Origin of the sequence: Microcoleus sp. PH2017_08_TRC_O_A (assembly GCF_020738665.1) — a bacterium.
Taxonomy (GTDB): Bacteria; Cyanobacteriota; Cyanobacteriia; order Cyanobacteriales; family Microcoleaceae; genus Microcoleus.
Map to the genome: position 1 here is coordinate 1 of NZ_JAEQCE010000097.1, position 26,937 is coordinate 26,937.

The 26,937-nt window shown below is 46.0% G+C and carries 15 protein-coding genes; 8 read left to right on the forward strand and 7 right to left on the reverse strand.

The features are described 5' to 3' along the window. The coding region (locus JGK22_RS33350) for a transposase DNA-binding-containing protein (RefSeq protein WP_363319234.1) at positions 1 to 135 on the reverse strand (135 nt) is incomplete at its 3' end. 261 nt (positions 136 to 396) lie between these two features. Between JGK22_RS33350 and JGK22_RS27065 the strand changes: the two genes are divergently transcribed. From JGK22_RS27065 to JGK22_RS27075, 3 genes are all read left to right on the forward strand, one after another. Further along, positions 397 to 6,633: a PAS domain S-box protein gene (locus JGK22_RS27065; RefSeq protein WP_293208145.1), complete on the forward strand. Its 6,237-nt coding sequence runs from the start codon at positions 397 to 399 to the stop codon at positions 6,631 to 6,633. A gap of 381 nt (positions 6,634 to 7,014) precedes the next feature. Beyond that, positions 7,015 to 9,732: an ATP-binding protein gene (locus JGK22_RS27070; RefSeq protein WP_293220476.1), complete on the forward strand. Its 2,718-nt coding sequence runs from the start codon at positions 7,015 to 7,017 to the stop codon at positions 9,730 to 9,732. 18 nt (positions 9,733 to 9,750) lie between these two features. After that, entirely contained in the window at positions 9,751 to 11,022 is a 1,272-nt protein-coding gene (locus JGK22_RS27075) for a response regulator (RefSeq protein WP_293231844.1), read from the forward strand. Between the two features lie 49 nt (positions 11,023 to 11,071). Here the strand turns inward: JGK22_RS27075 and JGK22_RS27080 are convergent, their stop codons facing one another. Beyond that, positions 11,072 to 12,019: a DUF1350 family protein gene (locus JGK22_RS27080; RefSeq protein ID WP_293185731.1), complete on the reverse strand. Its 948-nt coding sequence runs from the start codon at positions 12,017 to 12,019 to the stop codon at positions 11,072 to 11,074. A 393-nt stretch (positions 12,020 to 12,412) separates the two neighbouring features. Next, on the reverse strand, positions 12,413 to 13,231 hold the full coding sequence (locus JGK22_RS27085) for a hypothetical protein (protein WP_293198601.1): 819 nt from the start codon (positions 13,229 to 13,231) through the stop codon (positions 12,413 to 12,415). Between the two features lie 1,053 nt (positions 13,232 to 14,284). Here JGK22_RS27085 and tnpA point away from each other — a divergent pair. Both tnpA and JGK22_RS27095 read left to right on the forward strand, forming a co-directional pair. Then, positions 14,285 to 14,683, forward strand: coding sequence for an IS200/IS605 family transposase (gene tnpA / locus JGK22_RS27090; RefSeq protein ID WP_293185733.1), 399 nt, complete (start codon positions 14,285 to 14,287; stop codon positions 14,681 to 14,683). Further along, complete coding sequence (locus tag JGK22_RS27095) at positions 14,676 to 16,019, forward strand: transposase (protein ID WP_293185734.1); 1,344 nt, start codon at positions 14,676 to 14,678, stop codon at positions 16,017 to 16,019. Before tnpA ends, JGK22_RS27095 begins: the two co-directional genes overlap by 8 nt. Before the next feature lie 23 nt (positions 16,020 to 16,042). Here the strand turns inward: JGK22_RS27095 and JGK22_RS27100 are convergent, their stop codons facing one another. Beyond that, complete coding sequence (locus JGK22_RS27100) at positions 16,043 to 17,632, reverse strand: HAMP domain-containing sensor histidine kinase (protein ID WP_293314161.1); 1,590 nt, start codon at positions 17,630 to 17,632, stop codon at positions 16,043 to 16,045. Positions 17,633 to 17,915: 283 nt separating this feature from the next. Between JGK22_RS27100 and JGK22_RS27105 the strand changes: the two genes are divergently transcribed. Then, positions 17,916 to 19,319: a TldD/PmbA family protein gene (locus JGK22_RS27105; RefSeq protein ID WP_293193339.1), complete on the forward strand. Its 1,404-nt coding sequence runs from the start codon at positions 17,916 to 17,918 to the stop codon at positions 19,317 to 19,319. A 269-nt stretch (positions 19,320 to 19,588) separates the two neighbouring features. On the opposite strand, the gene JGK22_RS27110 is transcribed toward JGK22_RS27105, so the two are convergent. The 3 genes from JGK22_RS27110 to coaE form a co-directional block, all read right to left on the reverse strand. After that, positions 19,589 to 19,825 (reverse strand): hypothetical protein, encoded by a 237-nt coding sequence (locus JGK22_RS27110; RefSeq protein WP_293185737.1) that lies wholly within the window; start codon positions 19,823 to 19,825, stop codon positions 19,589 to 19,591. Between the two features lie 199 nt (positions 19,826 to 20,024). Beyond that, positions 20,025 to 20,228: a hypothetical protein gene (locus JGK22_RS27115; RefSeq protein ID WP_293185738.1), complete on the reverse strand. Its 204-nt coding sequence runs from the start codon at positions 20,226 to 20,228 to the stop codon at positions 20,025 to 20,027. Between the two features lie 536 nt (positions 20,229 to 20,764). Then, positions 20,765 to 21,493, reverse strand: a complete 729-nt coding sequence (gene coaE / locus JGK22_RS27120) for a dephospho-CoA kinase (protein ID WP_293270402.1) — start codon at positions 21,491 to 21,493, stop codon at positions 20,765 to 20,767. A 54-nt stretch (positions 21,494 to 21,547) separates the two neighbouring features. Here coaE and JGK22_RS27125 point away from each other — a divergent pair, with 54 nt between their 5' ends. Further along, complete coding sequence (locus JGK22_RS27125) at positions 21,548 to 21,673, forward strand: hypothetical protein (RefSeq protein WP_293243448.1); 126 nt, start codon at positions 21,548 to 21,550, stop codon at positions 21,671 to 21,673. Positions 21,674 to 21,700: 27 nt separating this feature from the next. Beyond that, complete coding sequence (locus JGK22_RS27130) at positions 21,701 to 26,824, forward strand: CHAT domain-containing protein (RefSeq protein WP_293314163.1); 5,124 nt, start codon at positions 21,701 to 21,703, stop codon at positions 26,822 to 26,824. Positions 26,825 to 26,937 lie beyond the last annotated feature (113 nt).

Here is a 26,937-nt window from a genome sequence, read left to right on the forward strand (position 1 = left end):
TGTACCACTAGCTTCAGGTACACTGGATGTTGGTTTATCACTCAAGTTAGAAACAATTTTCATGAATCTATTTGTTCTTCTTGCATCTCCCAATTGAGTCTTTTCTAATTCTTCCCTTACCCATTGATCGATCATTTTAATCTCATTCCTGGGCGATCGCCCGATCGTTTAACAGCACAGATGTTGATTTTTGTCAAATTTATTGTTAAGAAAGATGTTTATAAAGCATAGCTTATTAAGGGGGATTTAGGGGGATCGAGATATGTGCAACTTCACATTAAATTGGTATTACTGGGTATCCTTTTTGTTATTTTCTTAAGTATTTTTACTGGCATTATTGGATAATTACTAGATTATAATAGTTAGATCAAAAATAATAAAAAAATAACTATCGTTATGATAGAACTAACTGGCTATCAAATTATCGATCGCATTTACTCAGGCACTCGCACCGTAGTTTATCGAGGTTTCCGCACAGACGACAAACAGCCCGTTGCCATCAAAGTCTTGCATAGCGAGTATCCCAGCTTCAGCGAACTCGTCCAATTTCGCAATCAGTACACGATCGCCAAAAACCTCAACTTGCCCGGAATCATCCAAACCTACAGCTTGGAACCCTACCGCAACGGCTATGCGCTGATTGTCGAAGACTTCGGGGGAATTTCTCTAAAAGAGTGGACTGGAAAAGGCAAAACAGTAAAATCTCTCGTTGAGTTTTTCCAAATAGCGATCGCCCTAAGCAATACATTAGATATACTTGGGAACCACTGCATCATTCACAAAGATATTAAACCAGCTAATATTCTGATTAATCCGCAAACCAAGCAAATCAAACTAATCGACTTCTCCATCGCTTCTTTACTGCCACGAGAAACGCAAGAAATTTATTATAATCCCAACGTTTTAGAAGGAACCATCGCCTATATTTCTCCCGAACAAACAGGACGAATGAACCGAGGCGTTGACTACCGAACCGACTTTTATTCCCTCGGAGTTACTTTTTACGAACTGCTGACAGGAAATTTGCCGTTTCAATCCCAAGATCCGATGGAGTTAGTTCACTATCATATTGCCAAACAACCGCCATCTCTTCGACAAGAAACAAATCCACAATCAACAATTAAAAGTGTAGATATTCCGCAGGCAATTGCTAATATTGTCATGAAGTTGATGGCGAAAAATGCAGAAGAACGCTATCAAAGTGCATTAGGATTAAAACACGATCTAGAAACTTGTTTTGCTCAACTCCAAGCAACTGGTAAAATTGAGCATTTTGAATTGGGACAACGGGATATTTGCGATCGCTTCCTGATTCCTGAAAAACTCTACGGCAGGGAAATCGAAGTTCAAAAACTATTAGCAGCATTCGATCGAGTAGCGACTCCCCTGTCATCCACCCTTAGCAACGGTAGACAAAGGGGGGGTGAATTGATCCTGGTTTCTGGATTTTCTGGCATTGGCAAAACGGCTGTTGTGAATGAAGTTCACAAACCCATTGTCCGGCAACGGGGTTATTTTATTAAAGGGAAATTTGACCAGTTTAATCGCAATATTCCCTTTTCTGCCTTTGTGCAAGCCTTCCGCGATCTGATGGGGCAACTGCTTTCCGAGTCGGACACCCAACTACAAACCTGGAAAACACAGATTCTAGAAGCGGTTGGCGAAAATGGGCAGGTAATTGTTGAAGTAATTCCTGAACTGGAACGAATTATCGGCACACAATCTGTTGCCACTAAACTGTCGGGAACAGCCGCCCAAAATCGATTCAATTCATTGTTTGAAAAGTTTCTTCAAGTCTTCACAAAACCAGAACATCCCTTAGTTATCTTTTTGGATGATTTGCAGTGGGCAGATTCCGCTTCACTGAATTTGATGCAACTGTTAATGGCATCGGAAACAGGCTATTTGCTGCTGATTGGAGCATACCGGGACAATGAAGTTTCCGGAGCCCATCCGTTAATGCTGACCTTGGATGCAGTGAGCAAAACTGAGGCAATCGTGAGTACGATCGCCCTAAAGCCATTAAGCCAATCTAGTTTGAATCAATTAGTTGCAGATACGCTCAACTGTGATACGGCGTTAGCGCAACCGTTGACGGCATTGATTGCACAAAAAACCCAAGGAAATCCATTTTTTGCCACTCAGTTTCTCAAGGCACTCCATCAGGATGAGTTGATTAAGTTTGACAGCCAAGTCGGACATTGGGAATGCGATATTGTCCGGGTGCGGGAGGCGGCACTCACGGATGATGTGGTGGAGTTTATGGCGTTGCAGTTGCAGAAACTGCCACTGGAAACACAAGCGGTGTTGAAACTGGCTGCTTGTATTGGCAACGAATTCGATTTGAAGACGCTGGCGATCGCCTTTGAGCAATCTGAGACGGAAACGTCAACAACATTGTGGCAAGCTTTGCAAGAAGGCTTGATTCTACCTCAAAGTGAAGTTTACAAGTTTTATATCCAACGAGAAACCCAGGATTTAGTCGAAAATTCACAGATTGCACTCTACAGATTTCTCCACGATCGCATCCAACAAGCTGCCTATTCTCTCATTCCTGAGTATCAAAAATCCCAAATTCACCTCAAAATTGGCAGATTACTGTTAGCTAAAAGTTTATCTGCAAACAGGGCAAAGCAAGTATTTTTGTTAGTGAATCAACTGAATTTGGGAAGAGCATTAATTAACCAATTATCGGAACAATTACTGTTGGCTCAACTGAATCTAGAAGCAGGTGACAAAGCGATCGCCTCTACTGCTTACGAAGCTGCCGTAGATTATTGTCGCACCGGCATCGAATTGTTGCCACCCGACTGCTGGCATCGACAGGATACCTTGACTCGCAAGCTGCATCAAGGCCTTGCCCAAGCCGCCTGTCTGTGCAGTCAATTCGAGTTGATGGATCGGTGCATTGACACTGCACTCCAACACAGCCCTGATTTCTTAACAGCCCTACCGATGCAGGACATTCGCTTGCAGGGCTTGAAACTTCAAAGTCGCTTTTCCGAAGCAATTGCTCTCGGGCGATCGCTCTTAGAGACATTAGGCATCACCTTTCCGTCCCAGCCCCAGCCCCAGGATATCATCATGGGCTTGCAGGAAGTACAAGCTAAACTTGCCGATCGCTCGATCGAGGACTTATTAGAATCTCCAGCGATTGACGATCCCTACAAACTGGCAGCCAGCTATCTATTACTGAGAATTTCTCCCGCCGCCTTTTTAGGCGATCCGATGTTGTTCCCCCTGCTAGTATTAGCACAAACCAAACTTGGATTAGACAATGGTCATGCTGCTCCTCATACTCATGGTTATGCAAACTACGCGATGTTAGTGGGTGGAATGTTAGGAGATAAAACCGCTGCCTATGAATTTGGACAATTAGCACTCCAACTTATCGATCGATACGAAGCCCGCGAACTGGCGGCCATGACCACATTCTTAGTCAATCTTTTTACTCAACATTGGCATTTTTCAGCACATCAGATTGTAGAAAAATTGCAACAAACTTACACCCTGGCTATAGAAACTGGTGATTATGAACACGCCACTTATAGTGCTTTTAACTACTGTAATCTGGCTTATTTAGCTGGAAACAATTTAGCAACAGTCCATGTTGAAATGGAAAAGTATAGCCAGTGGATGGGGCAAATCGGAGAAGCTGGCATTGGTTTCGCCATCCATCAAGCTAATCACCAGGGTATCTTGAGCTTAGAAGGGAAAATTCCTGCACCCAGTTTCCCGAGCGATTGGGAACAGATGAATCCGGGAATTCCTGTCTTTATTTATTACATTCACAATCAGCTCGTTTATAGCTATCTTTTTGGTGATTATCACACCGCTCAACGCATTGCTTCCCTACTAGATCGCTGCGATCCGATTACGCGGACTCAGCTTGTTGCTATTGTCACCGAATTTTATGCGGTGCTAGCAGATTTGGCTCTTGAACCCAGCACGCAGCCAGCAGAAAAATCTGCATTGGGCGATCGCATTCAGAGCAAACTCACACAGCTTGAACAAAGGGCTAGCCAAGCTCCGATGAACTTCCAACATAAATACGATCTGGTGGCAGCGGAGTATCGGCGAGTGCTGGGTGAAAGAATAGAAGCGATCGATCTATACGATCTTGCCATTTCTGGCGCTAAAGCCAACAAATACATTCAAGAAGAAGCCCTCGCCAACGAACTTGCAGCCAAATTCTATCTAGATTGGGGCAAAGAAAAAGTCGCCTCCGGCTATATGCAAGAAGCTTACTACTGCTATGCCCGTTGGGGAGCCAAAGCCAAAACCGATGACTTAGAAAATCGTTATCCCAATTTACTGCGCCCCATTCTCTATGCAGGTACCGAATCTCTAACTATCTTGGAAACACTGACAACAATTACTGCTCTTGCGCCTCATTCCTCTATTAACACCTCTACCAATCCTACCCAGTCTTCAAGCACGAGCATTAACACCGCTCTGGATTTTGCCACGCTCCTCAAAGCCTTTCAAAGCCTCTCTGAAACCATTCAACTGGAGCAGCTCCTGCATCAACTCAGCCAAATCATTTTACAAAACTCTGGGGCTGAACGCTTCGTGATGATAGTGCCCAATGAAGCTGGGGAATGGTATGTCCAAGTCATCGCAACTCTCGATGAAATCGATATTAGCGCTGCTCCCCTGGAGGGGCATGAGGCTCTGCCGATAAAACTGATTCAGTATGTCAAAAACACGCAGGAAGTGGTTGTCATCGACAATCTCAAGACTGATTTGCCAGTGATTGACGAGTATTTACTCCAGCGACAGCCCAAGAGCATTTTGTGTCTGCCTGTTTTGCATCAAAGTCAATTACGTGGCATTGTATATTTGAAGAATAAAAGAACCAGTGGTGCGTTTACGCGCGATCGCATCCTGACTCTTAACTTTCTCTGCACTCAAGCCGCTATTTCCATCGAAAATGCCAAGCTATATCAGCGAGAAAAAGAGAAATCCGATAAATTAGCTCAACAAGAAAAACAGTATCGCAGCATTTTTGAATCAGTCACAGATGGACTCTCAATTGTCGATCTAGAGACAGGTATCACAATTGCGATCAACCCAACTGTATGTAAAATATTTGGCTATTCTGAGGCAGAGTTTCTGGCTTTATCTCCGCCAGATTTTGTGATAGCTGAAGAACTTTCCATATTTGCCAAATTTATTGAGACTGTCCGAGGCGGGCAGATTTTTAATCATCGTGGGCGATGTATCCGCAAAGATGGCACAATTTTTGACATTGAGATTAAAGCAACTTCCTGTGACTACAACGGCAAGCGTCATGCGCTAGTAATTTTCCGAGATATTAGCGATCGCAAACACGCTGAAGCTGCCCTGGCTGAGAGTGAGGCTAAATTCCGAAGATTGGTGGAAGGGGCAAATGACATGATTTGGTCTGCCCAGGCAGATGGCATCTTTACCTACCTTTCTCCCCAATTTGAGACGATGTTTGGATTCCCCCCGTCTGATTGGGTTGGAAAATCCTTAACATATTTAATTCATCCCGATGACTTAGAAATGGCGCTGGCACCGGCTAAAGTTGCGCTTGAGCAAGGCACGAACCAGCAAGATATAGAATTTCGTCACCTATGCCAAGACGGCAGCTATCTGTGGGTAACACTAAACATGACTCCCATCAAAGATACTGAAGGTCATGCTATAGGACTCCAAGGTATTGTGCGAGATATTAGCGATCGCAAAAATGCAGAAACCATTATTCAACAAAAAACCCACGCCTTAGAACAGGCTTTACAAGAATTGCAGCAAGCTCAATTACATATGGTTCAAAGTGAAAAGATGTCAGCCTTGGGTAATTTAGTTGCCGGTGTTGCCCACGAAATTAATAATCCCGTGGGCTGCATTGTCGGTAATGTCGGTGCGGTACAGGATGCTCTTAACGACTTATTTGGACTTATCGATCTCTATCAGAAAAAGTTTCCTACACCCGATACGGAAATTGAAGACGAATTAGAAGCGATCGATCTGGAATATTTACGGGAAGATTTACCAAAATTAATCAAGGCGATGAAAGATGGGGCCGATCGCATTACATCGATTAGCAAAAGTCTCCGCACTTTCTCCCGTAACGATAGCGACACTAAGCAGTTATTCAACCTCCACGAAGGCATCGATAGCACAGTCCTAATTCTGCGCCATCGTCTCAAAGCCAACGAACATCGTCCCGCCATTGAAGTTGTCACCGAATATGGCAAAATTCCGGGAATTACCTGTTTCCCCGGACAACTCAATCAGGTATTTATGAATATTTTGGCGAATGCGATCGATGCGCTAGATGAATCTAATTCAGGACGCAGTTTTGCTGAGATTAAAGCTCATCCCAATCGGATCGAGATTCGGACGAACCTGGAAAGTGAAGGTGTAAAAGTGAGGATCGCGGATAACGGAAAAGGAATGTCGTCAGAAGTAAAATCCCACATTTTCGATCATTTATTTACCACGAAACGTGTGGGAAAAGGCACTGGGTTAGGATTGGCGATCGCCCGACAGATCGTAGAAGAAAAACACGGGGGGACTATCGAGGTGGCATCAACTCTAAGTGAAGGTACTGAGTTTGTAATCTCGCTCCCAATTAAAGGCCATATTTCAACAGTTGACAGTTGACAGTTGACAGTTGACAGTTTGAGAGCGACCTCTACCCTTAAGTCCGAGGATTGGAGTAATGAATAGTCTGATTTTAATTTTATGGTAAAAGTTAATAAAATGGCTTGCGATCGCAGCTTAAAATAGGGAATAGCGATCGAACCATTGGTGGCAAAGGTCAGGGTACGATCGCCTGTGAACATAAAACCTGGAGACCAAAGCTCAACCTCCCGGGTGCATCTGGCGCAAGGAAGAGGGCGAAGCATGACCGCATATAAGTTATTAGTTATAATCTCATATTGATTGCGGTCATGCTTCGCCCCTACGGATATATTCGCCTTGCGCCAGATGCACCAAACCTCGCAGATTCAATGCGGCAATAAATCTAAAATCGACTTACCTATGATGAAATCTAACGCGAATCCCGCTAAAACTCTACCTTTACGACTTGTACTCGTAGTTCCGTTTGTCTTGCAAATCTTTGCCGCAGTCGGACTGACTGGTTATCTGTCGCTGCGTAACGGACAGCAAGCAGTAAATGATGTTTCCAGTCAGTTGCGTCAAGAGATTAGCGATCGCCTCAACCTGCAAGTCCTGGCTTATCTAGACAAGCCTTATATTGTAGGGCAAACGATCGTGGCCGCGGGTCAAGAAGGGCGGTTAGATTTAACAGATGTCACCAAACTAGAACGGACTTTTTGGCGGTTGGTCAGCCAAGATACTGTCGAATTCATGCAAATTGCTTTAACTGATGGCACAAGTATTACCTTAGAGGATACATTAAAGGATGGCATCGTTTCTCGGGTTGGTGACAAAGCGAATCTGCCTCAGCGTCAAATCTACAGTCTGGGCGATCGAGGTCAACGGACTAGGTTGATAGAAACTCAACCAATGTTTGACGCTCGGACTCGATCCTGGTATTTAGCTGCACTGAAAGCCGGAAAACCAATCTGGACATCTCAGCCCTACTTGGGCCAGACGACGAAGAAGGCGACAATTGCTCTAACCCAGCCGATCTACAACAGCGATGGAAATTTATTAGGAGTTCAAAACAATATTTTTCGGATTAGCAAGATTCATAGCTTTCTCAACAATCTACAGGTGAATCAAACAGGACAAACGTTTATCATCGATCGATCGGGCAACCTGATTGCAAGTTCCACGATCGAAGAGCCTTATATTATAGATCGCAAAAAAAATGAATTACAACAAATTCCTGCCGTCAAGTCTGAAAATTATGTAATGCGTCAAACAGCCCAAGCAATCCTCGAACGACTTGGCACTTTTAACAACATTGCCGAAAGTCAGCAGCTTGATTTTATGCTGGGAAACCAACGTCAGTTTATTCAAATTTCAACTATTAACGACAAACGAGGTATCGATTGGATCGGCGTCATTGTAGTCCCTGAATCAACTTTCATGGCACAAATCAATGCCAACACTCGCACCACAATTATCCTCTGTTTGGGTGCGTTGGTTTTGGCAACCGTTCTCGGTATATATACTTCCCAATGGATTGCCGATCCGATTCTGAAATTGCAACAAGCCAGTGAAGCCATTGCCACGGGTGAACTCGATCGCACAGTCGAAATTAACGATATCAAAGAATTAGCAGGGTTAGCGCGATCGTTCAACCAAATGGCAGCGCAACTCAAAACCTCCTTCACAGTCCTCGAAGCTCGCGTTGCCGAACGTACCCTAGAACTTCAACAAGCAAAGGAATTAGCCGACAACGCCAACGCCGCCAAAAGCGAATTTCTCGCCAATATGAGCCACGAACTCCGCACACCCCTTAACGGCATCCTCGGCTACGCTCAGATTCTGCAACGCAGCGAACCCCTCACCTCGAAAGGAAGTAACGGCGTTAACATCATCTACCAGTGCGGCTCCCACCTGCTCACCCTAATTAACGATATCCTTGACCTCTCTAAAATCGAAGCAGGTAAACTAGAAATCTATCCCGCCTCCTTCTACTTTCCTTCCTTTCTCCAAAGCGTTGTAGAAATCAACAGTATTCGAGCGCAACAAAAAGGAATTACCTTCGACTTTCTCCCAGATGATAACTTACCTATGGGAGTCCTGGCGGATGAAAAGCGTTTGCGTCAGGTACTAATTAATCTGTTGAGTAATGCCATTAAATTCACGAATCAAGGCAGCGTGACCTTCTTAGTTGAGAGAGTTGAAACAACGGATCGACCGGATTTTTGCACTCTCCGTTTCTCAGTAAAAGATACCGGAGTCGGAATTACCCCGCAACAACTAGAGCAGATATTCCAGCCATTTGAACAGGTAGGTGATATCAAAAAACAATCCGAAGGTACTGGATTAGGACTAGCAATTAGCCATAAAATTGTCTCCTTGATGGGTAGTGAAATTAAAGTCGAAAGTATTTCCGGGGAAGGTAGCACCTTCTCCTTTGAAGTAGAATTGCCCGAAGAGAAGGATTGGGCTGCGGATTCGAGAGTTGTTTCTCAGAGAACTATCCTAGGCTATGCTGGGAAAAGACGCAAAATTTTATTGATCGATGACCGCTGGGAAAATCGTTCGGTATTGCTGAATCTTTTGGAACCAATTGGTTTTAAAATTATTGAAGCTAGCGACGGACAAGAAGGACTCCAGCAAGTTTTACAGACTGCACCGGATTTGATTATTACCGATCTATCCATGCCAGTCATGGACGGGTTTGAGTTTTTGCACTCATTGCGATCGCATCCAGAACTACAACATCACATTGTGCTGGTTTCTTCAGCCAGTGTCTTTGAGATCGATCGCCTCAATAGCATTAAAGCGGGGGGCAATAATTTCTTACCCAAACCCATCCAAGCTGAAATATTGCTAGAACAAGTGCAAAAGTATTTAAAGTTAGAGTGGATTTATCAGGATCCCAAAGACGAGCAACTTTGGGAGTTGGATGTAGCTCAAGAAATTAAGCCGCCATCTGACGCCATTTTGACCCAACTTGCTCAACTAGCCAAAATGGGCGATTTAGAGGGAGTGATGGAAGTCGCCCAGCAAATTTCCGATGGGGATAATGCCGCTTTTGTCCGAGAACTTATCCAGATGGCCGAGGCGTGCGAGATCAAACAACTACGGGCATTTATTCAGCAGTATCTCGCTTAATGTGTAGTATTAGAAACTATGATTGACTCAAGCAATTCCTTTATTTTGATTGTGGATGACAATCCCACCAACTTGTCTATCCTCTCCAAAACCTTGAAATCCGCCAACTACAAAATTCGCATGGCAGTGGATGGCGAAGAAGCCCTAGCTATGGTGGCCTATGCTCACCCAGACCTAATTTTACTCGACGTGCAAATGCCCAAAATGGACGGTTTTGAAGCCTGTCGCCGCCTCCAATCAGACCCCGCTACTCAAGGTATCCCCATAATTTTTATGACGGCTTTGGCAGATACGGAGAATAAAATCCAAGGCTTATCCTTGGGGGCGGTGGACTACATTACCAAACCTTTTGAACCCCAGGAAGTATTAGCAAGGGTGAAAGTTCACTGGCGTCTAAAGCAACTAGCCGACACCTTAGAACAACGAGTGGCACAACGTACCGATGAGTTGGAGAAAGTCCAATTGCAATTGGTGCAGCAAGAAAAACTCTCCACTCTGGGACAACTGGTGGCGGGTGTTGCTCATGAAATTAACAATCCCATTGCTTGTGTCGTAGGTAATGTCAGTGCTGTGGAAGATAGCATTAACGATCTATTTGATTTGATCGATCTATATCGCCAACGGTTCCCCGAACCCGGCCCGACAATTGAGGCATCTCTAGACACGATCGATCTAGAATATCTGCGGGAAGATTTGCCCAAACTGGTTAAATCCATGAAGGATGGGGGCGATCGCATCGTATCTATTAGTCAAAGCCTCCGCACTTTTTCCCGCGCCGACAGCGATAAAAAGCAGAAATTTAACCTGGCTGAAGGTATTGACAGCACAGTGCTGATCTTGCGCCATCGCCTCAAGGCAAATAATCTGCGTCCAGCTATTGAAGTGATTGCTAACTACGGCGATGTGCCAGAAATTAATTGTTTTCCCGGACAATTAAATCAGGTGTTTATGAATATTCTCGCCAATGCGATCGATGCTTTGGATGCAGCGTGCGTTGGGCGAACCTATGCGGAATTAGAAGCCGATCCTGAGCGAATTATTATTTCTACTCAAATGTCGATCGACCTTTCTACCGTAGAAATTAGTATCAAAGACAACGGCTTTGGTATGCCAAAGTCAGTAAAATCGCGGATATTCGACCATCTGTTTACTACGAAAGAGGTTGGCAAGGGGACGGGATTGGGATTGGCGATCGCTAAGTCTATCGTAGAAGAAACCCACAGCGGCAAGTTAATCTGCCATTCTGTGCTGGGTGAAGGGACAGAATTTGCGATCGAGCTTCCGGTGTAAAAAATATTACATTGTGCCCAGTCGCTCGATCGCGCAATCGGATGTGATATTATCGATCGACCTTGGGTGCGGACTTGAGCTTCAAAGCGCTTAAAAATTTAACGCATTCAGCTTCAAGCAATCGGTATTTAATCGGCTTGATGAAGGCATTAAAATGATTTAACCCAACAATATAATTGCCAGTTTCGATAGCGATAGGGGATAAATGAGTGCCTTCTATTTCCCGAGTTAAAACTGGTAAATCTCTAGCTTTCAACTGTTCAACCAACCACAGCACATCGCTGTTTTTTTGTACTTCCAAACTTTTGTCAATATCCCTAACTGAGCCTGCTATGTCATCTCGATCGAACGAAATCAGTGCAGTTAAATTAAACAAAGAACTGCTAGCAATAAAACACTGAGTTTCTGCTCTTGTCGGCCGCACTCCCAAACCTAGTTTGTCTAACAGCACTGCGAGGGCTCGAATCGGAATTGCACTCTCGGTGTTGCTGATATCGGGAGCAATTAATAAAGAGGGTTGACCTTTAATTGAAGGTGTCTCGATACTGCTATTGTAGATTAACTTTTGAATCTGTCGGTTTTCATCTTGGCCATAACATTGATTCGCAATATTTTGCCAATTGGCATCGCTTAAAAACTCTAAAAGAGCGATGTACTTGCATCCCAAACTGTGACCCACCCAAAAATAGCTCGATCGCTCTTGATAAATATCCGACTCCCAACCCAATTTTTTCGCAACTTCCGTTAGTTCTTTCCTAAGTATCTCCTGTTCTTGCAATAAACTAACTGCGATCGGCCAGTGGCGAAAACTAAACCTAAACGGCAAAGCAACAATTGTATAGCCATCTGCAAACAACTTTTTTAAGAAATCTCGATAAAATACAGTAGGAAAAGTGCCAAAAAAAGTGCCACCTATAAATTGAATGACACCTTTTGGCTGGGGGTGAACCGCTACCCAACTAAAAGAAATTGGCTGAAACTTAAATACTGGTTGCATCCGAATAATCCTCATACCATTTTAGATTTTTAACGTTTGTAGTGAGGACTGAAGTCCTCACTACAAACTAGCGGCAAGGTGCGCGGCGGGAGCGCACCCTACATATAGCCTTTCTCAGATAGGTAAGGTACGTTGTTGGGATGCGAGCCCTATAGGTTTAGTGCTTATATAAGCTGTCATTCATACCTCATCTTTTTGAGAAAGGCTATAGCCTTTCTCAGATAGGTGAGGTATGACTGCGATCTGAGTTGTTGGCGTGTCTGCGAGCTTACCGTATAACCTATGGTAAGAGGGCCCAAGCCCAACAACGTACCTCACCTACTTGAGAACTGCTATACCAGAGATTTTAGGTATTTCCCACCCTATAGAGTTGGTGGATAATTCCCTTCTTTTCTAGCAGTGAGACATTTTAACGGGAATATCGAACTTGTTCATCACGGTATTTAGCGCCTTCAAATTGGCCTCATTTGGTTCAAGTTCCGCCAGAAGTTGTACTAGCATTTGAGCTTTTTCTGAATTGTCTGCGTCTGAACTAGCTAACTCCAAATTACCATCGCGCAACTCTTCCAAAACCGGCAGTATGATTGGTGGATCGATAATAATTGGCCCAGAGATTGCCGGAGGAAGCACATTCAATGCTTTTCCGCTAGCGATCGCCAGAGTGTAATTAATTTGATCGAAGTCTAGATCCCCAACCACACCTGGAAAACCATTCGGCAAAAAAGTACCCCGAATTTCTGGATTCAGCAACACTCTGGCTCCTTGTTTGGTTGGAGGTACGGGGCCTGGAAAGAAGCGGCGGGGCTGCAAAAACAGCGAGACATATCCCCGTACTTCTAGGCTACCCGAAGTGAGAACTGCTGGCACAAGAGGTAACAATTCAACAGATGCAGTTTTGCCAGCAGGTATTCTGAAAAACCCGCGATATATGTTGCTAGATCCGATCTGAGTCAGAGGTATAAAGGTGTTAGCGCCTTCAACGTCAATAATTAAGCGAACGTTAACGCCGTCGATCGGGATTTTATTAGGATCTGGCGGTACGGGCAAACTAACGGCAAACTCAATCCGATATCGCAAGTCGATCGCTTCGAGATTAGAGATGGTGAGAAAGTATCCTTGAACGACCCGCCGAAGCACTGGAGTGAGTTCTGGTGCGGTGGGCACTGGAGGTGCGATGGGCTTTGCCAAGAGTTCAAAAGTTGAAATTTCCATGTGTTTATCTAAGTAGGTTGTGCGAGCACAAAAGTTTTGTTTTTTGCTTTTCCCTCGCTATATCTATTGATAACCGGGGGTACAAGTTAGTTACCAGTCACTTTTTTGAGTGACACTCATTTGAGCTAACCCGATCGGGCTAGCTCAACCGTGCTGGTTGACAGTGAATATAGAATTTGCTAAAAGGGCGATCGTTCTTATCGCACAAGGAAAAAGGAAGTTCGGCAACGAGCAATTTAGATCTAACGGATGTATTGGCAGTTGCGATAGATTATAATAAGTCAATCTTGGGCGCATGATGACTGTGTGGCAAGGCTTTGAGATTTCGAGACGAGCGCGAACAATAACAGAAATACGTTACTTTTGCGATCGCCCACTGTAACTTCAAAGTAATCAAATTCCTTAAATAAAGTAGTAGAATGCCGTAGAATCTCCAAATCCATACAATGACCCGCTCTTTCACCCCGTTGAGAATCTGGTAAAATTCTGCAAGTCTCGGACAATACCGGGAGCATCCCGATTGTGCAAATATATCCGCAAGGGCTCTCGCATTCGCGCCTGTATCCTATCGACTATACGAAAGATTTTTAGCGCGAATGCGAGAGCCCCTACAAAAACAGGATGCTCTCGACAATACCCTCTGAAACTAGGACAAAAATATGGCCACAAAAACCAAATCGGCTAGTGAGTTCGATGGGGCAGGAGATTACTATATGAGTATTTAGAAAAACAGCGATCGGGAATTAAAAATTTATAATATTTTCCCACATCTAAAATCTAAAATCTAAAATCTAAAATGGTATTACCTCTCTCGCGAATTTTCAGCCAAGTTCCTCTCCGAACCGCTCTGCTCGTTCCTTTTCTTGTAGAAATTGCCGGCACAGTAGCGATAGTGGGTTGTCTCTCCTTGGAAGTTTGACCGAAGAACGAGACGCCAGCCCCTGGCTAACGACACGGGGATAAGTCGGCGGCGGTTTCAACCGCCTAAGCGTATTTAATAAATCTTAATGCAAGATTTGCACCATATACAGGTTAATGCTGTATAACTATAATATGAGCGTTAATTACAAATCCAACAAAAATGTCGTCTACTCGTGTAAATACCATATTGTGTGGTGTCCAAAATATCGTCGCAAAGTTTTAATTGAAGGTGTCGATGCCCGACTAAAAGAAATATTGTTAGAAGTTGCGACTGAGTTTAATAGTGAATTGATAGAAATGGAAGTAATGCCAGATCATGTTCACCTCTTAATCGAGTGCGATCCTCAGTTTGGGATTGCCAAACTAATCAGATACATGAAAGGACGATCCTCTAGATACCTCCGTCAAGAATTTCCTTGTTTAAAAAGTCGATTACCAACGTTATGGACTAATAGCTACTTCATTGCAACTGTTGGCGGTGCGCCCATTACAGTAATTAAACAGTACATTGAGACTCAAAAAAATGTCTAATTATGGCTGCCAGCAAAATTTAATTAGCCCAAATCGAGAGTTAAGAAGCGTTCTAGAGTTTGTATGCGAAGAGTCAAACAAGCTAGCCAACTCTGGGACTTACTACTGTCGGCAATTGTATTTCAAAACCGGGAAGATTCCGGGCAAGTATGACTTGCACAAATTATTCAAAGAAAATCTGCACTTTAAAGCGCTGTATTCCCATGTTGCCCAACAGACGTTGACCAGTGTTGCGGAATCTTTCAAGTCATATATTGGATTGCTGAAGGGAATCAAAAGTGGTACAGTAACGCAACATCCTAAACTACCGAAGTATCGCAAAAACAGCTTAAAACTTGTGACCTTCCCAAAAGCAGATGTAAAGCTAAAGAATGGGCAATTAAGGTTCCCATTAGGTAGTAAGGTTAAATTGTGGTTTGGGATTGGTGAATTTTATTTGCCAATGCCGTCTAACCTAGACTACAAAACAATTAGAGAGATTCGCATTTTGCCAAGAAATGGCGAATTTTATGCCGAGTTTGTCTACCAGCTTCAGTCAACAGCGATTAAATTAGATACAAACAAAGCTCTGGGTATCGATCCAGGGTTAAATAATTGGTTAACTTGTGTTTCCAATGCGGGAACAAGTTTTATTGTAGATGGACGGCATTTAAAATCATTAAATCAATGGTATAACAAGCGGGTTGCAGCGATTAAAGAGCATAGACCTCAAGGTTTTTGGTCTAAGAGATTGGCGCTCCTTACAGAAAAGCGAAACAGGCAGGTCAGAGATGCAGTCAATAAAGCGGCTAGATTAGTATTAAGCCACTGTCTCGAAAATCAAATAGGCACAATCGTTTTCGGCTGGAACAAGGGGATGCGTCAAGAAATAAATCTTGGTAGCAAAACCAATCAAAGTTTTGTGCAAATCCCTACCGCTCGGTTGAAAGATAGGATTTTCCAGCTTTGTGAACAGTATGGTATTCAGTTTGTTGAAACAGAAGAAAGCTATACAAGTAAGGCAAGTTTTTTAGATTCGGATGAATTGCCTAAGTTCGGTGAAAAAACTGAAGGGTGGAAAGAATCTGGAAAGCGCGTTAATCGTGGATTATATCGGTCAAAAGATGGAAGCAAAATTAATGCAGACTGCAATGGCGCTGCGAACATTTTGCGAAAAGTAGCGGCAACTTTAGGGCTATGCCTAAAAGGAGTCAGTAGGGGCGCTTTGATTTCGCCTTTAAAAGTTCGCATCTGGACTCTTCAAAAATCCCCGTCCCGGAGTGGGCTGGGGAGTATCAATTGTGATTCGGTATTGGCAGAAGGAACAGAATTTGCGATCGTGCTACCGCTTGTTTGAAATGCCTTGTGCTCTAGCTGTAACTATTGCAGCGGCAAAAATACGGTCATCACCTCACCCTTTTGGGGGCGCTGGCGAATTACCAGCTTGCCGCCAGCAGCGCGAAATAAATTCTTAGTGACGCTCAAATTTAAGCTCAAACTTCCTGTCTCCGGCTGTACCATGAGCAAAGGCCCGATCGATCGCAAAGGAGCATTCGCCGATCCTCCAAAAGTCGATACGCCGTTACCTTCAGGTAAGTGTTCCGATTCTAACTGCAATTTTAATTGACTCCCTGCCAACGTCACCTCTACCTGAATGCGACTTCCCGATCGCAAAGTTCGAGTAAAATTCTCAATCAAATTAGTTAACACCTGATCCAACATCGTCGGATCGCTGACTACCGCCGGCAATTTTTGGGGCACAATCACTTCTAAAGTGTGGTTGCGCTGAATCGCTTGTTTTTGCCAGCGAGGAATGCTATTTTGGAGCACTTCACCGAGGGACATGGCTGTTAGCTGCAATGCGGAATTTTTAGCTTGCGACATTTCCATTTCCACGGCGCGGAAAATTAAACCGAAGCGATCGATCTGAGCGGTACACTCAGCATCGATGGTTTCCAAACGCTTCACCACCACTGGATCGAGTTTGGGGCGTTTCAGCAGCAACCGAGTCAGGGTGCGGATGGTGGCCAAAGGAGTGCGGACTTCGTGGGCGATCGCCTGTAGCAACTCCACCTCTTTAGTAGCGTGAGGAATTGCAGACTTGCACTTGATATCTTGCCTACCTTTCAGGCTATCCTCAACTCTTTCATCCTTGAGCCTGCCTGCTTCCTCTTTCCCAACAGGCAAATTATTTAACAACAAGCTGGTGAACAGCGCGACTGTTTGATATTTGGGAGCAACAGGCAAAAACTGCTGGAATAGCGCATCTAATTTATGAGTAGAATCGTGAGTAGAATTAGGAGTTAATTGGTGCGATGGCAAATTGAATCGGCCGTCAGAATTAGCAAGCAAACATTCACTTTCAGTCACGCGCCGCCGCAAAACTTCCCAAGCTTTGGCGACGACTTGGGGATCGAAGGAAAATAGAAAAGCCGGCATTCCCGCAGCATTTTCACCCAAAACCATCACCAGACTAAAACTAGCCGTTAAAACCACACAAAATTGTTCGTTCGCCAAAGGATCGCCGATCGCCAAAGCCAAAGTCGGGGCCGTCGCAGGCACGGATCTTTGCTTGTCAGCGGCCGGTAGCAAAGCTAAAGTTTGTCTAGCACGAAAAGACCACAAAGCTGCATCGTTGTCAGGAATACTGGTAAAAATCCAATTAGCAAAGCCCGAAGCCACCACCGGCTCAGTCAAAACCGAAGATGGGCCCGACAAAATCAATCCCTGACAGGAATTGGGGATGGGGGATGGGGAGAGACAGTGTGTTTGCTTCGCGAGCATTTGATTCAAAGTTGCGATCGCCCCGTACCATTCCTGTTCAGCTTTGGGCCGGGAAGCCGCACGACTCCCAGGACACTTCGGGCGGTTGTTTTCTCCAGCCAACTTCACATCAAACAGACTGAGGTCATTTTCTAAGGCCTCGGAGGCTAAAATCTCGCTGATTGTCGGTAAAAAGTAAGTATTCACAGTAGGTATAAACCCACCTTCACCAGGTATGAAGGATGAAGTATTTATTTATAGGAATGTTCAGGAGTAAAAATTCAAGCACCAGCAGAACCCAAAAATCCCGCATAATTTCTTGCGCTTTGCTCCTAACTCACAGGATATCCACATTTGTCAACTATCGTTATTGGCAGAACCGTACAAATTAAGTCGCAATCTCCGCGCTGCGGGCGATATTTTTGACGAACCCACCCGATCGCCCCGGCAAAAGTGCAAAATGGATGCAGTTAAACACCGTGCTTTCCTTATGCCCACCTCGATCGCCGACTCGAAAAATCTGTTGTCAGAGTTAATGGCACGCTACCGCAACCAAGTAGATTATCTAGCAATTCGACTCGAAGAAGCCGAAGGCACAGACATCCTGCTGCGGGGCGAAAAAATTGAAACCCTCAGCGAAGGAGTCTCAATTGGCGGCCAAGTCCGAGCTTGTCACAAAGGCGGCTGGGGCTTTGCCAGTTTTAACCGACTTTCCACCCTCGCCGAAAGAATCGAAGAAGCCATCGCCGCAGCCAAACTGATCGGCGAAGAAGAAACGATTCTCGCGCCAGTTACGCCAGTACAAGACATTTGCTTCCTGCCTTTGACAGGAACAGACCCCCGTCTGGTGCCGCTAATTGAGAAAAAGCAATTGTGCGATCGCTACGCAGCCATCCTACGCAGCATAGACCCCCGCATCGCCACCATCTCCGTGCGTTACGGCGACAGCACCCAGCGCACGATCCTCGCCACCTCCGAAGGCACGATGCTCGAACAAGGTTGGGCAGACATGGAAATGCGGTTTGCCGCCACAGCCCGCAGCGGGGAAACCGTACAAACCGGCCGCGAAACCACTGGTTCGCGGAAAGCTTACGAAGATTTAACCGAACTTGATACCCAAGTTCGCAGTGCCGCCCAGCGCGCGGTAGACTCCCTAGCCTTGCCCCCCGTCCAAGGCAACACCTACACCGTCGTCATCGACCCAATACTTAGCGGATTGTTCGTCCACGAAGCCTTCGGACACCTTTCAGAAGCTGACATGGCCTACGAAAATCCCGACATCTTGGAAATTATGACCCTCGGCCGCCAGTTCGGCCCGAAAAACTTGCAAATTTTCGACGGTGCTGCGCCACAGGGACACCGGGGCAGCTATTTCTATGACGATGAAGGGACTCCGGCGACTACGACTCAGTTAATTAAAGACGGCGCTTTAGTTGGGCGGCTGCACTCGCGGGAAACTGCGGGTAAGTTGGGAGAAACGCCTACGGGCAATGCTCGCTGTTTAAATTATCACTATCCGCCGATCGTCCGCATGACGAATACTTGGATCGAACGGGGCGATACGCCGGTTGCGGATTTATTTTCTGGTATCAAAGAGGGTGTTTTCGCGCGCAATTGGCAAGGCGGCATGACTAACGGCGAAATGTTTACTTTCAGCGCCGGCGAAGCTTGGATGATTCGCGATGGCAAACTCGACAATCCGGTGCGGGATGTAACTCTTTCGGGTAATGTTTTCAGCACTTTAGCGGATATTGAGGCGATCGGCGACGATTTCTACTGGGATGAATCCGGCGGCTGCGGGAAGGGAGGACAAAGCGGTTTACCCGTGGGCTGCGGCGGCCCGAGTTTGCGGATCCGGGATGTCGTGGTTGGCGGCGAAGCTGCGGAAGAGTAGAGCTTCAAAACCGTGGAATATCTACTAGGTAAAGCGCCAGATTCCTACTAGCGCTTTACCTATTTTTTTTGATCTAAAACCTGAAATTTTAGGGTGATATCATGTCTGGTTGCATGGAAATTATTTAACCGCAGAGAACACAGAGGACACAGAGGGAGAGAATAGAGATCTGAATACAGGACGATGCTACCGGATTTGATATGAATCGATCGTACCATTTTTGATTTTGATTGGGTTGACTGACGGTATCAGCATCAGTCGAGAAAGTCTCAAGACTCAAAAAGTCTGGTTTCTGCGATCGCGTGCGAGTCTCGGCGAGAACATCCCGGAGACGGCGAGGTTCTACACCTTTGTGCATCGTTTTTGGTATCTTTAGCTGCTAATAGCAGTTGTTGCGATTTATTGAACTGATGTTCTGCAATTGAAAAGTTTGCTAGTTTTTGAGGAATCACAAGAGCGCTAACTAATAGCGTACTCAAACAAATTAACTTGATGGTAGTATTCATTGTGTTGTGTTTTTTTTTCAGAGATTTTTGCTCCCCGATCCAACATCGCTTCAGCCAATCTGGAAGTAATTGCGTTTAACTCTTCGTTTAAGAATGCCCTCATTACTTATTTATCTCCCTCGACAGAGTAGGGAAAAATACTCAAAGTAATCGGCCGATTTATTTTGCTTTGTTTAGCAAAAACATCCATTGTTTGGGTTTATCTCCCGCTGCCTCGTTCGGGCAAGGTATCTTTATCGTTATCTGCGTAAAATATCTGAGCGTTGGCTTGGACGGTCATAATTTCGGGAGCAGGTTTGTCTTGAGAGAAAAAGGTCGATCGGGTTTCTAAGCTTTGAGCGTTAACTGCTGTGCTACTCAGTAGCAGGGTTGACATCAGCATGGAAGAGTAAAGGCGCATCATAGAGTTCCGTGTCGTATTTTCTATTTCTTGATACGCAGCCTGTACTCTGCTATCAGGGCAAAAACAGGTAAAAAAAAAATTGAATTGCCGCGAAATCATCAATTGGTAATTGATGACCCATACATTTTTTTGAATTTTAGTCAAACGGGGTAAAACCCCTCGTTTCTCTCACTGTTTCAGTTGTAAGTTCAAGTTACCTACTAATTGCCGAAAACCACCAGCAGTCAAGGCTTCCCATCTTTTTGCGACACTCTTGCAACCAGGAAACGAAACCGTAAGTTATAAATATTTACGAGTCTTCAGATTAACTTCATAATTTATTGATATGGAGATGCAGCCTCGGATTAAAGACACAAAAACACAGTATCCTGGGCGCGGCTTGGGCACTCTATATATTTATATGTTGTTGAATCAGATTCCTGAAATTGTAGATATTTACGAGTTTTCAGATTAACTTCATAATTTATTGATATCGAGATGCAGCTTCGGATCGAAGACAAGCTAATGCCACATCAGAATGTCGCGCGTAACATAGGCTACGATCTGATTTGCGAATCTATGTATAGGAATAGAGAGTCGAGGGTTGACGAGTTATCCAAAACAACATCAGCTTGTTGGCACTTGTTAGCTAGCGGCATCTGGGCGTTAATCCGTGCATTAGCTCGATCGCAACTCAAGCCGTCTCGGTGCATCAGCCGTTGTAACTGCACTTCGGGCGAACAGTACACCACCCAAATTTCGGTACACAAGTCAGTCATGTTAGCTTCAAACAGCAGCGGCACTACCAATACCAAAGTCAACCTGTCAGTCTGGGCGCAGAAACCTGGTTTTTTTTCAACCACACTTGGTTCTAGTTCTCGATCGCCTTCCCAAAACCCGCTTTCTTGAGTTTTTGTACCTAATTCATCTGTGTCTGGGGATACCAGATTTAAGGCAGCAATGTAGCTTTGAGTTTCCTCCACTAACCGGCGGCGCACATAAGGGTGAATCTGTTGATCTAACCACTGCCGTTCGGCTGCGTTACAAAAAATAATATTTCCTAACTCGGGGCGGTTTAAATTGCCGTCGGGGAGCAAAATAACGGCGCCGTATCGTTCTACAATAGAGTCTAGTATTGGCGAACCTGGGTGCACAGCTTCGCGGGCGTAAATATCGGCATCTAAAATCGGAAATCCATAGGTATATGCCAGATAATTAGATATAGCGGTTTTCCCGGTGGCGATGCCCCCAGTTAAGCCGATCGTGCGGACAATTCGATCGCTCATAATTTTCTCTGTTTAAACTCAACGGTGTTTCGACACTTACTGTCCGTATTTGCTATGTTGGTGACACAATTAAAATTAGACTTGAAATTGGGAATTGGCGATCGAGAGTTAGGGTTAGGAATTGTCAGCATGAGGGTGCGATCGACTGTTTTTTACCTAAAATCTCCATTTAAAACTTGAATTCAGGTCTAGATCGAGGCAAATTTTATGAAAGCTCAATCTGCTGTGCGATCGATTCTGGCAGCAATTCCCCTGGCTGGATTTTTGATATTAGATTTTTTCCCCAACCTGGTTTTCTTCAAAGAAGATAGCAGCGGATGGGTGATTGTGGCAATTTATCGCCAATCTCAAATTGCTGCGGCCGAGCCAATTATGGCAGCCCCAGACGGCACCGGAACCACCATCACCACGCCCGGTGCGTCGCCCTCTCGCTACGATATTACAGGTGGCACAAGTTCCAGAGACGGAGCAAATCTGTTCCACAGTTTTACTCGATTTGGTTTAAATTCTGGCGAAACTGCCAATTTCATCTCCAACCCAAACATTAAAAATATCCTCGGCCGCGTTGTCGGCGGCGACGCTTCCTTAATTAACGGTCTAATTCAAGTTAGCGGTGGCAATTCTAATTTGTACCTGATGAACCCGGCAGGGATTATTTTTGGCAGTAATGCGCGACTAGACGTACCAGGGTCTTTTCTGGCTACCACCGCTAGCAGTATCGGTTTTGACAGCGGCTGGTTCAACGGTACGGGGGCGAATAACTACGCGGGCCTAGTGGGAGCACCGAATACTTTTGCTTTTGGCGCACAGCCGGGGAGTATTGTCAATGCCGGTGACTTGGCTGTGGAAAACGGGCAGAGTTTGACTTTGCTGGGCGGTACTGTCATCAGTACGGGGAGACTTTCAGCGCCAGGCGGTCAAATTACGGTGGCGGCTGTCCCGGGCCAAAATCTGGTGCGGTTGAGTCAAAACGGACTTTTGCTGAGTTTAGAAGTTGCTCCGGCTGCGGGAGTGGCTGGTTCGGAAGCTCTGCCGTTTTCTCCTCTGAGTTTGCCAAAGCTACTCTCGGGTTCCGGCGTGGCTAGCGCTACTGGTATAACTACGAACGATCGCGGTGAAGTCGTACTTACGGGCGGCCAAACAGTAGCGGCAGGTGCTGGAACTGCTTTGGTATCGGGTGCTGCGGACGTGTCTGCCAGGGGGGGCGCGGGAGGTACTGTCAACGTGTTGGGCGACAAGGTAGGGCTGTTGTCCGCGAAGATTGAGGCTTCTGGGCCCGACGGCGGGGGAACGGTGCGGATCGGGGGAGATTACCGAGGCGAGGGAACTGTGCCGAATGCCAGAATGACTTACGTGGATGGCAAAAGTTCGATCGCAGCCAACGCCACTCGATCGGGTAATGGCGGCAGAGTTTTTGTCTGGGCGGACAACACAACAGCATTTTTGGGCCGCATCAGCGCAACGGGCGTTTCTGAATCGAACAGCAGCGGTGTTGGCGGGTTTGTGGAAATTTCGGGGAAGCAAAGATTGATGTTTAACGGCACTGTCGATACTTCCGGGACAAACGGTTTGGGGACTTTGCTGTTCGATCCTGAAAATATTTTAATTACAGATTCCTCAGAAGCTGCGGGGGATGCGGCAGTTATTGCTAACAGTAATATTTTGGCAACACAAACGCCTTCACCAGGGCAGGCAAACAATTCCGATTCTTCCCTGACTATTTCAAGAAGAGCTTTGGAAAGTATTTCGGGGACAACCAATGTGGTTCTCGAAGCCCTGAATGATATTAAAATTGCTGATTTGGCGGATAATAAGTTGAGCTTTGCCGCAACTACTGGATCCGTGACATTGAGAGCAGATGCCGATCGCAATGGTGCGGGTGTTTTTTCGATGAATGCTGGAGATACAATTAGCACTCGCGGAGGCGCGATCGCCCTGGAGGGAAGTCAAATTACTGCGGGCAATTTGTCCAGCAACGGCGGAAATATTAGTTTAATTAGTCCGGGGACAACCGTTGCAGCCAATGTTTCGGCATCGAATTCCAGCGGCGGCACAAGTGGCAATATTTTGCTCGAAGGCCTGAACGTCACAGCCCAAAAACTTGATGCTAGCGGTTCTAAATCGTCGGCAAATGTAACTTTGACGGCTCGGAATATTCTAGGAGTTAGTTCGATCGCCGGTGGTTCGGGAAACATTACTTTAACTGGTAATGAAATTAATTTGAAAGGGGACAAAAATTCGGTCAGCGGGACGGGCTTTTTGGTACTCCAACCTTGGAATCTCGGTCAAAATATTGCGATCGCTGGTTCTGGAGATGTCGGGACTAATACTTATTTGAATCTGACAGCAAACGAGCTCGAAAATTTGCAAAATGGGTTTGCTGGAATTACGATCGGCCGCAGCAACGGTAGCGGTTCGATTCTGATTGCTAATAATTTCACATTTTACGATCCGCTAATTATTCAATCGCCGACGGGTTTGGGAACAATTACGAGCACAAGTTCCCTGACAGGGGCAGACAATGCCTCAATTACTCTGAAAGCTGAGGGCAATATCCGCATCGGAAATATCACTACCAACAATCAGGAAATTCGCATCAATAGCACAACCGGCAATGTGACTACGGCTGCGCTACGCACAGGAAGTCCCCCCAGCATCAACACGAATGTCAATTCTGCGAAAGTGCCGCGCACGTCGGGGGGAGATGTGAGCGTTACCGCCGAGGGTACGGTGACTGCTGGCGCGATCGACACTAGGGGCGATCGCGCGGGGAATGTGACGCTGACTGGCCGCGGCGGAGTCACTGTTAGCGCGATCGAAGCTGGCGGCTCGGAAACAGGTGGAAATATTACTCTGACAGGCAACGAAATTGACTTGACGGGCGGCAACAATTCGATCGCCAGCAACGGCAATCTGGTGCTGCAACCAATCGATCCGGCTCAAAATATGACGATCGCCGGTGCTGCTGAGACTGAGGCTTTGAACTTGACTGCTGCGGAATTCAACTCGCTGCGAAACGGGTTTGCTTCAATCGCGATCGGGCGTGCTGACGGTAGCGGCTCGATCGCGATTACTCCAGCAACCACAACGCCCAATTCAACGCCGGCGGTGACATTTCAAGATCCGACGACGATTCGATCGCCCTTGGGATCTGGTGCGATCGTGGGAACTGGTGCGATCGTGGGAACTGATAACGCTAGCATCGCTCTGATGGGCGGTAGTGTGGCAGTGGGAGACGTTACCTCGAATGCAGGGATTAATATCACTAGCAGTCAAGGTAATGTGACTGCTGGTACGGTTTCCTCTCGATCGGCAAATGGGACGGCGGGCAATATCAACATCCGCAGCGCGGGCTCGGTAGTCGTGGGCAATGTCAATGCTTTCGGTGCCTCAAGTGGCGGAGATATCTCGATCGTGGCGCCGGGCCGGATCGTGACAGGGGTGATCAATTCTAGTTCGCAGTCGGGAAGTGCCGGTTCGAGCAAGATTACCGGGCAGAAAGATGTTGAAGTTGTTTCCATCAAAGCTAATGGAAATACGGGCGGCGATGTGGCAATCCAGGCTGGGGGATTGTTCCGGGCTGCTGGAAGCGAAACGACGAGCGATCGCGCCAGCGTTAGCATTTCTACAGACGGACAGGTGCGATCGGGTTCGCTGACGCTGTTGCAAAGCACTTGCCCGTCGGGAAACTGCACAACCACGACTGTTGGGACAGGAAACTCGAAGTCGAACGCTACCTCCTCAACTACTGCTACCGCGCCCCTGTTGAGCCTGCCGAGTCCAGCACCAACTACCACTGTGGGATTAAAAAATACAGGCAATTCTCCACAAATTGTCACTCAGACTCCGAGCGTGTCTTCGCCCAAGAGCGGTACCGCAAATGTACCCTCAGGGTCTGCTACTGTGCCTGTTGAGGAACGGTCGAACGAGACTGCTGCCGGCTCTGTTTTGCTGTCGCAGTCGGTGTTAAAAAACAATGTGGGTGCGTCTAGTGCGACAGAAAACGGCGGTGGAGCAACTGCACAAAAACCTGGAAGTGGCAATACAGACAGTATCGCGAGTTTGAGGCTGCCTGAGATTTCTCGATCGACTTCGATCGCGCAAATAAGTCCGATCGACGCAGTGCAGCAAAGGGATAGAGCTCAGGGCCGGGAATTTGAACGTTACTTTGGTGGAAATCTCGATCAAAAGTCAATCACGCAGCAAAGTATCCGAGATACTCTCAGCAGCGTCAATCGCTTGACGGGAGTTAAACCGGCGATCGTTTACGTCTGGGTGAAAGACAAGAATTTAGAACTTGTGTTGTTATTGCCAGACGGCAAAAATGTGTTTAAAAGCGTGCCTGCAAGTCGCGAAACAGTGCTGCAAGTTGCTAAGGAATTCACTAATGCTATCAGAACTCCCAAAACATTGACTGGTTCTGATTACAAGCAACCTGCCAAGGAACTTTACCAGTGGTTAATTGCACCGCTGCAAGCGGAATTGGATGCTAACAAAATTGACACCTTGGCGTTTTCGATGGATGCCGGTTTGCGAACTTTACCTTTAGCTGCTCTGTTTGACGGCAAACAGTTTTTGGTAGAAAAGTATAGTTTGGGGCTGATTCCCAGTTTGAGTTTGACTGATACTCGCTATGCCGATGTTAAGGATTCGGAAGTTTTGGCGATGGGTGCGTCGAAATTTCCCGAAAAATACGATCAAAATCCTTTACCTGCGGTGCCGCTCGAAATATCAACAATTGTGGGCAAGATTTGGCATGGTGCGTCTTTTCTCAACGAACGTTTTACGCTGGCAAATTTGAAGGAAAAACGCAATCAATCCCAATACAAAATTATTCACTTAGCTACTCACGGCGATTTTCAGCCTGGTGGTGCAGAAAATTCTTACATTCAGTTTTGGGATACTAAATTGCGGTTAAATCAGTTGGAAGAGTTGAAGTTATCTAACCCACAGGTGGAGTTGTTGGTTTTGAGTGCGTGCACTACGGCGGTGGGAGACGAACAGGCTGAGTTGGGGTTTGCGGGATTGGCGGTACACGCGGGGGTAAAATCGGCTTTGGCGAGTTTGTGGTATGTGTCAGATGCTGGAACTTTGGGGTTGATGACCGAGTTTTACCAGCAGTTGCGGACGGCGCCGATTAAGGCTGAGGCTTTGCGGCAAGCGCAGTTGGCGATGTTGCGCGGGGAAGTGCGGTTGCAGGATGGTTATTTGGTGCGATCGGGCAACAATCAAGCTCTGCCTTTGCCTGCGGAATTGACGGCTAGGGGCGATCGAAATTTGTCGCATCCGTATTATTGGGCCGCTTTTACAATGATTGGTTCGCCTTGGTAATTTTGAAGGAAGAGGGAAGAAGGAAGAAGGAAGAAGGAAGAAGGAAGAAGGAAGAAGGAAGAAGGAAGAAGGAAGAAGGAAGAAGGAAGAAGGAAGAAGGAAGAAGGAAGAAG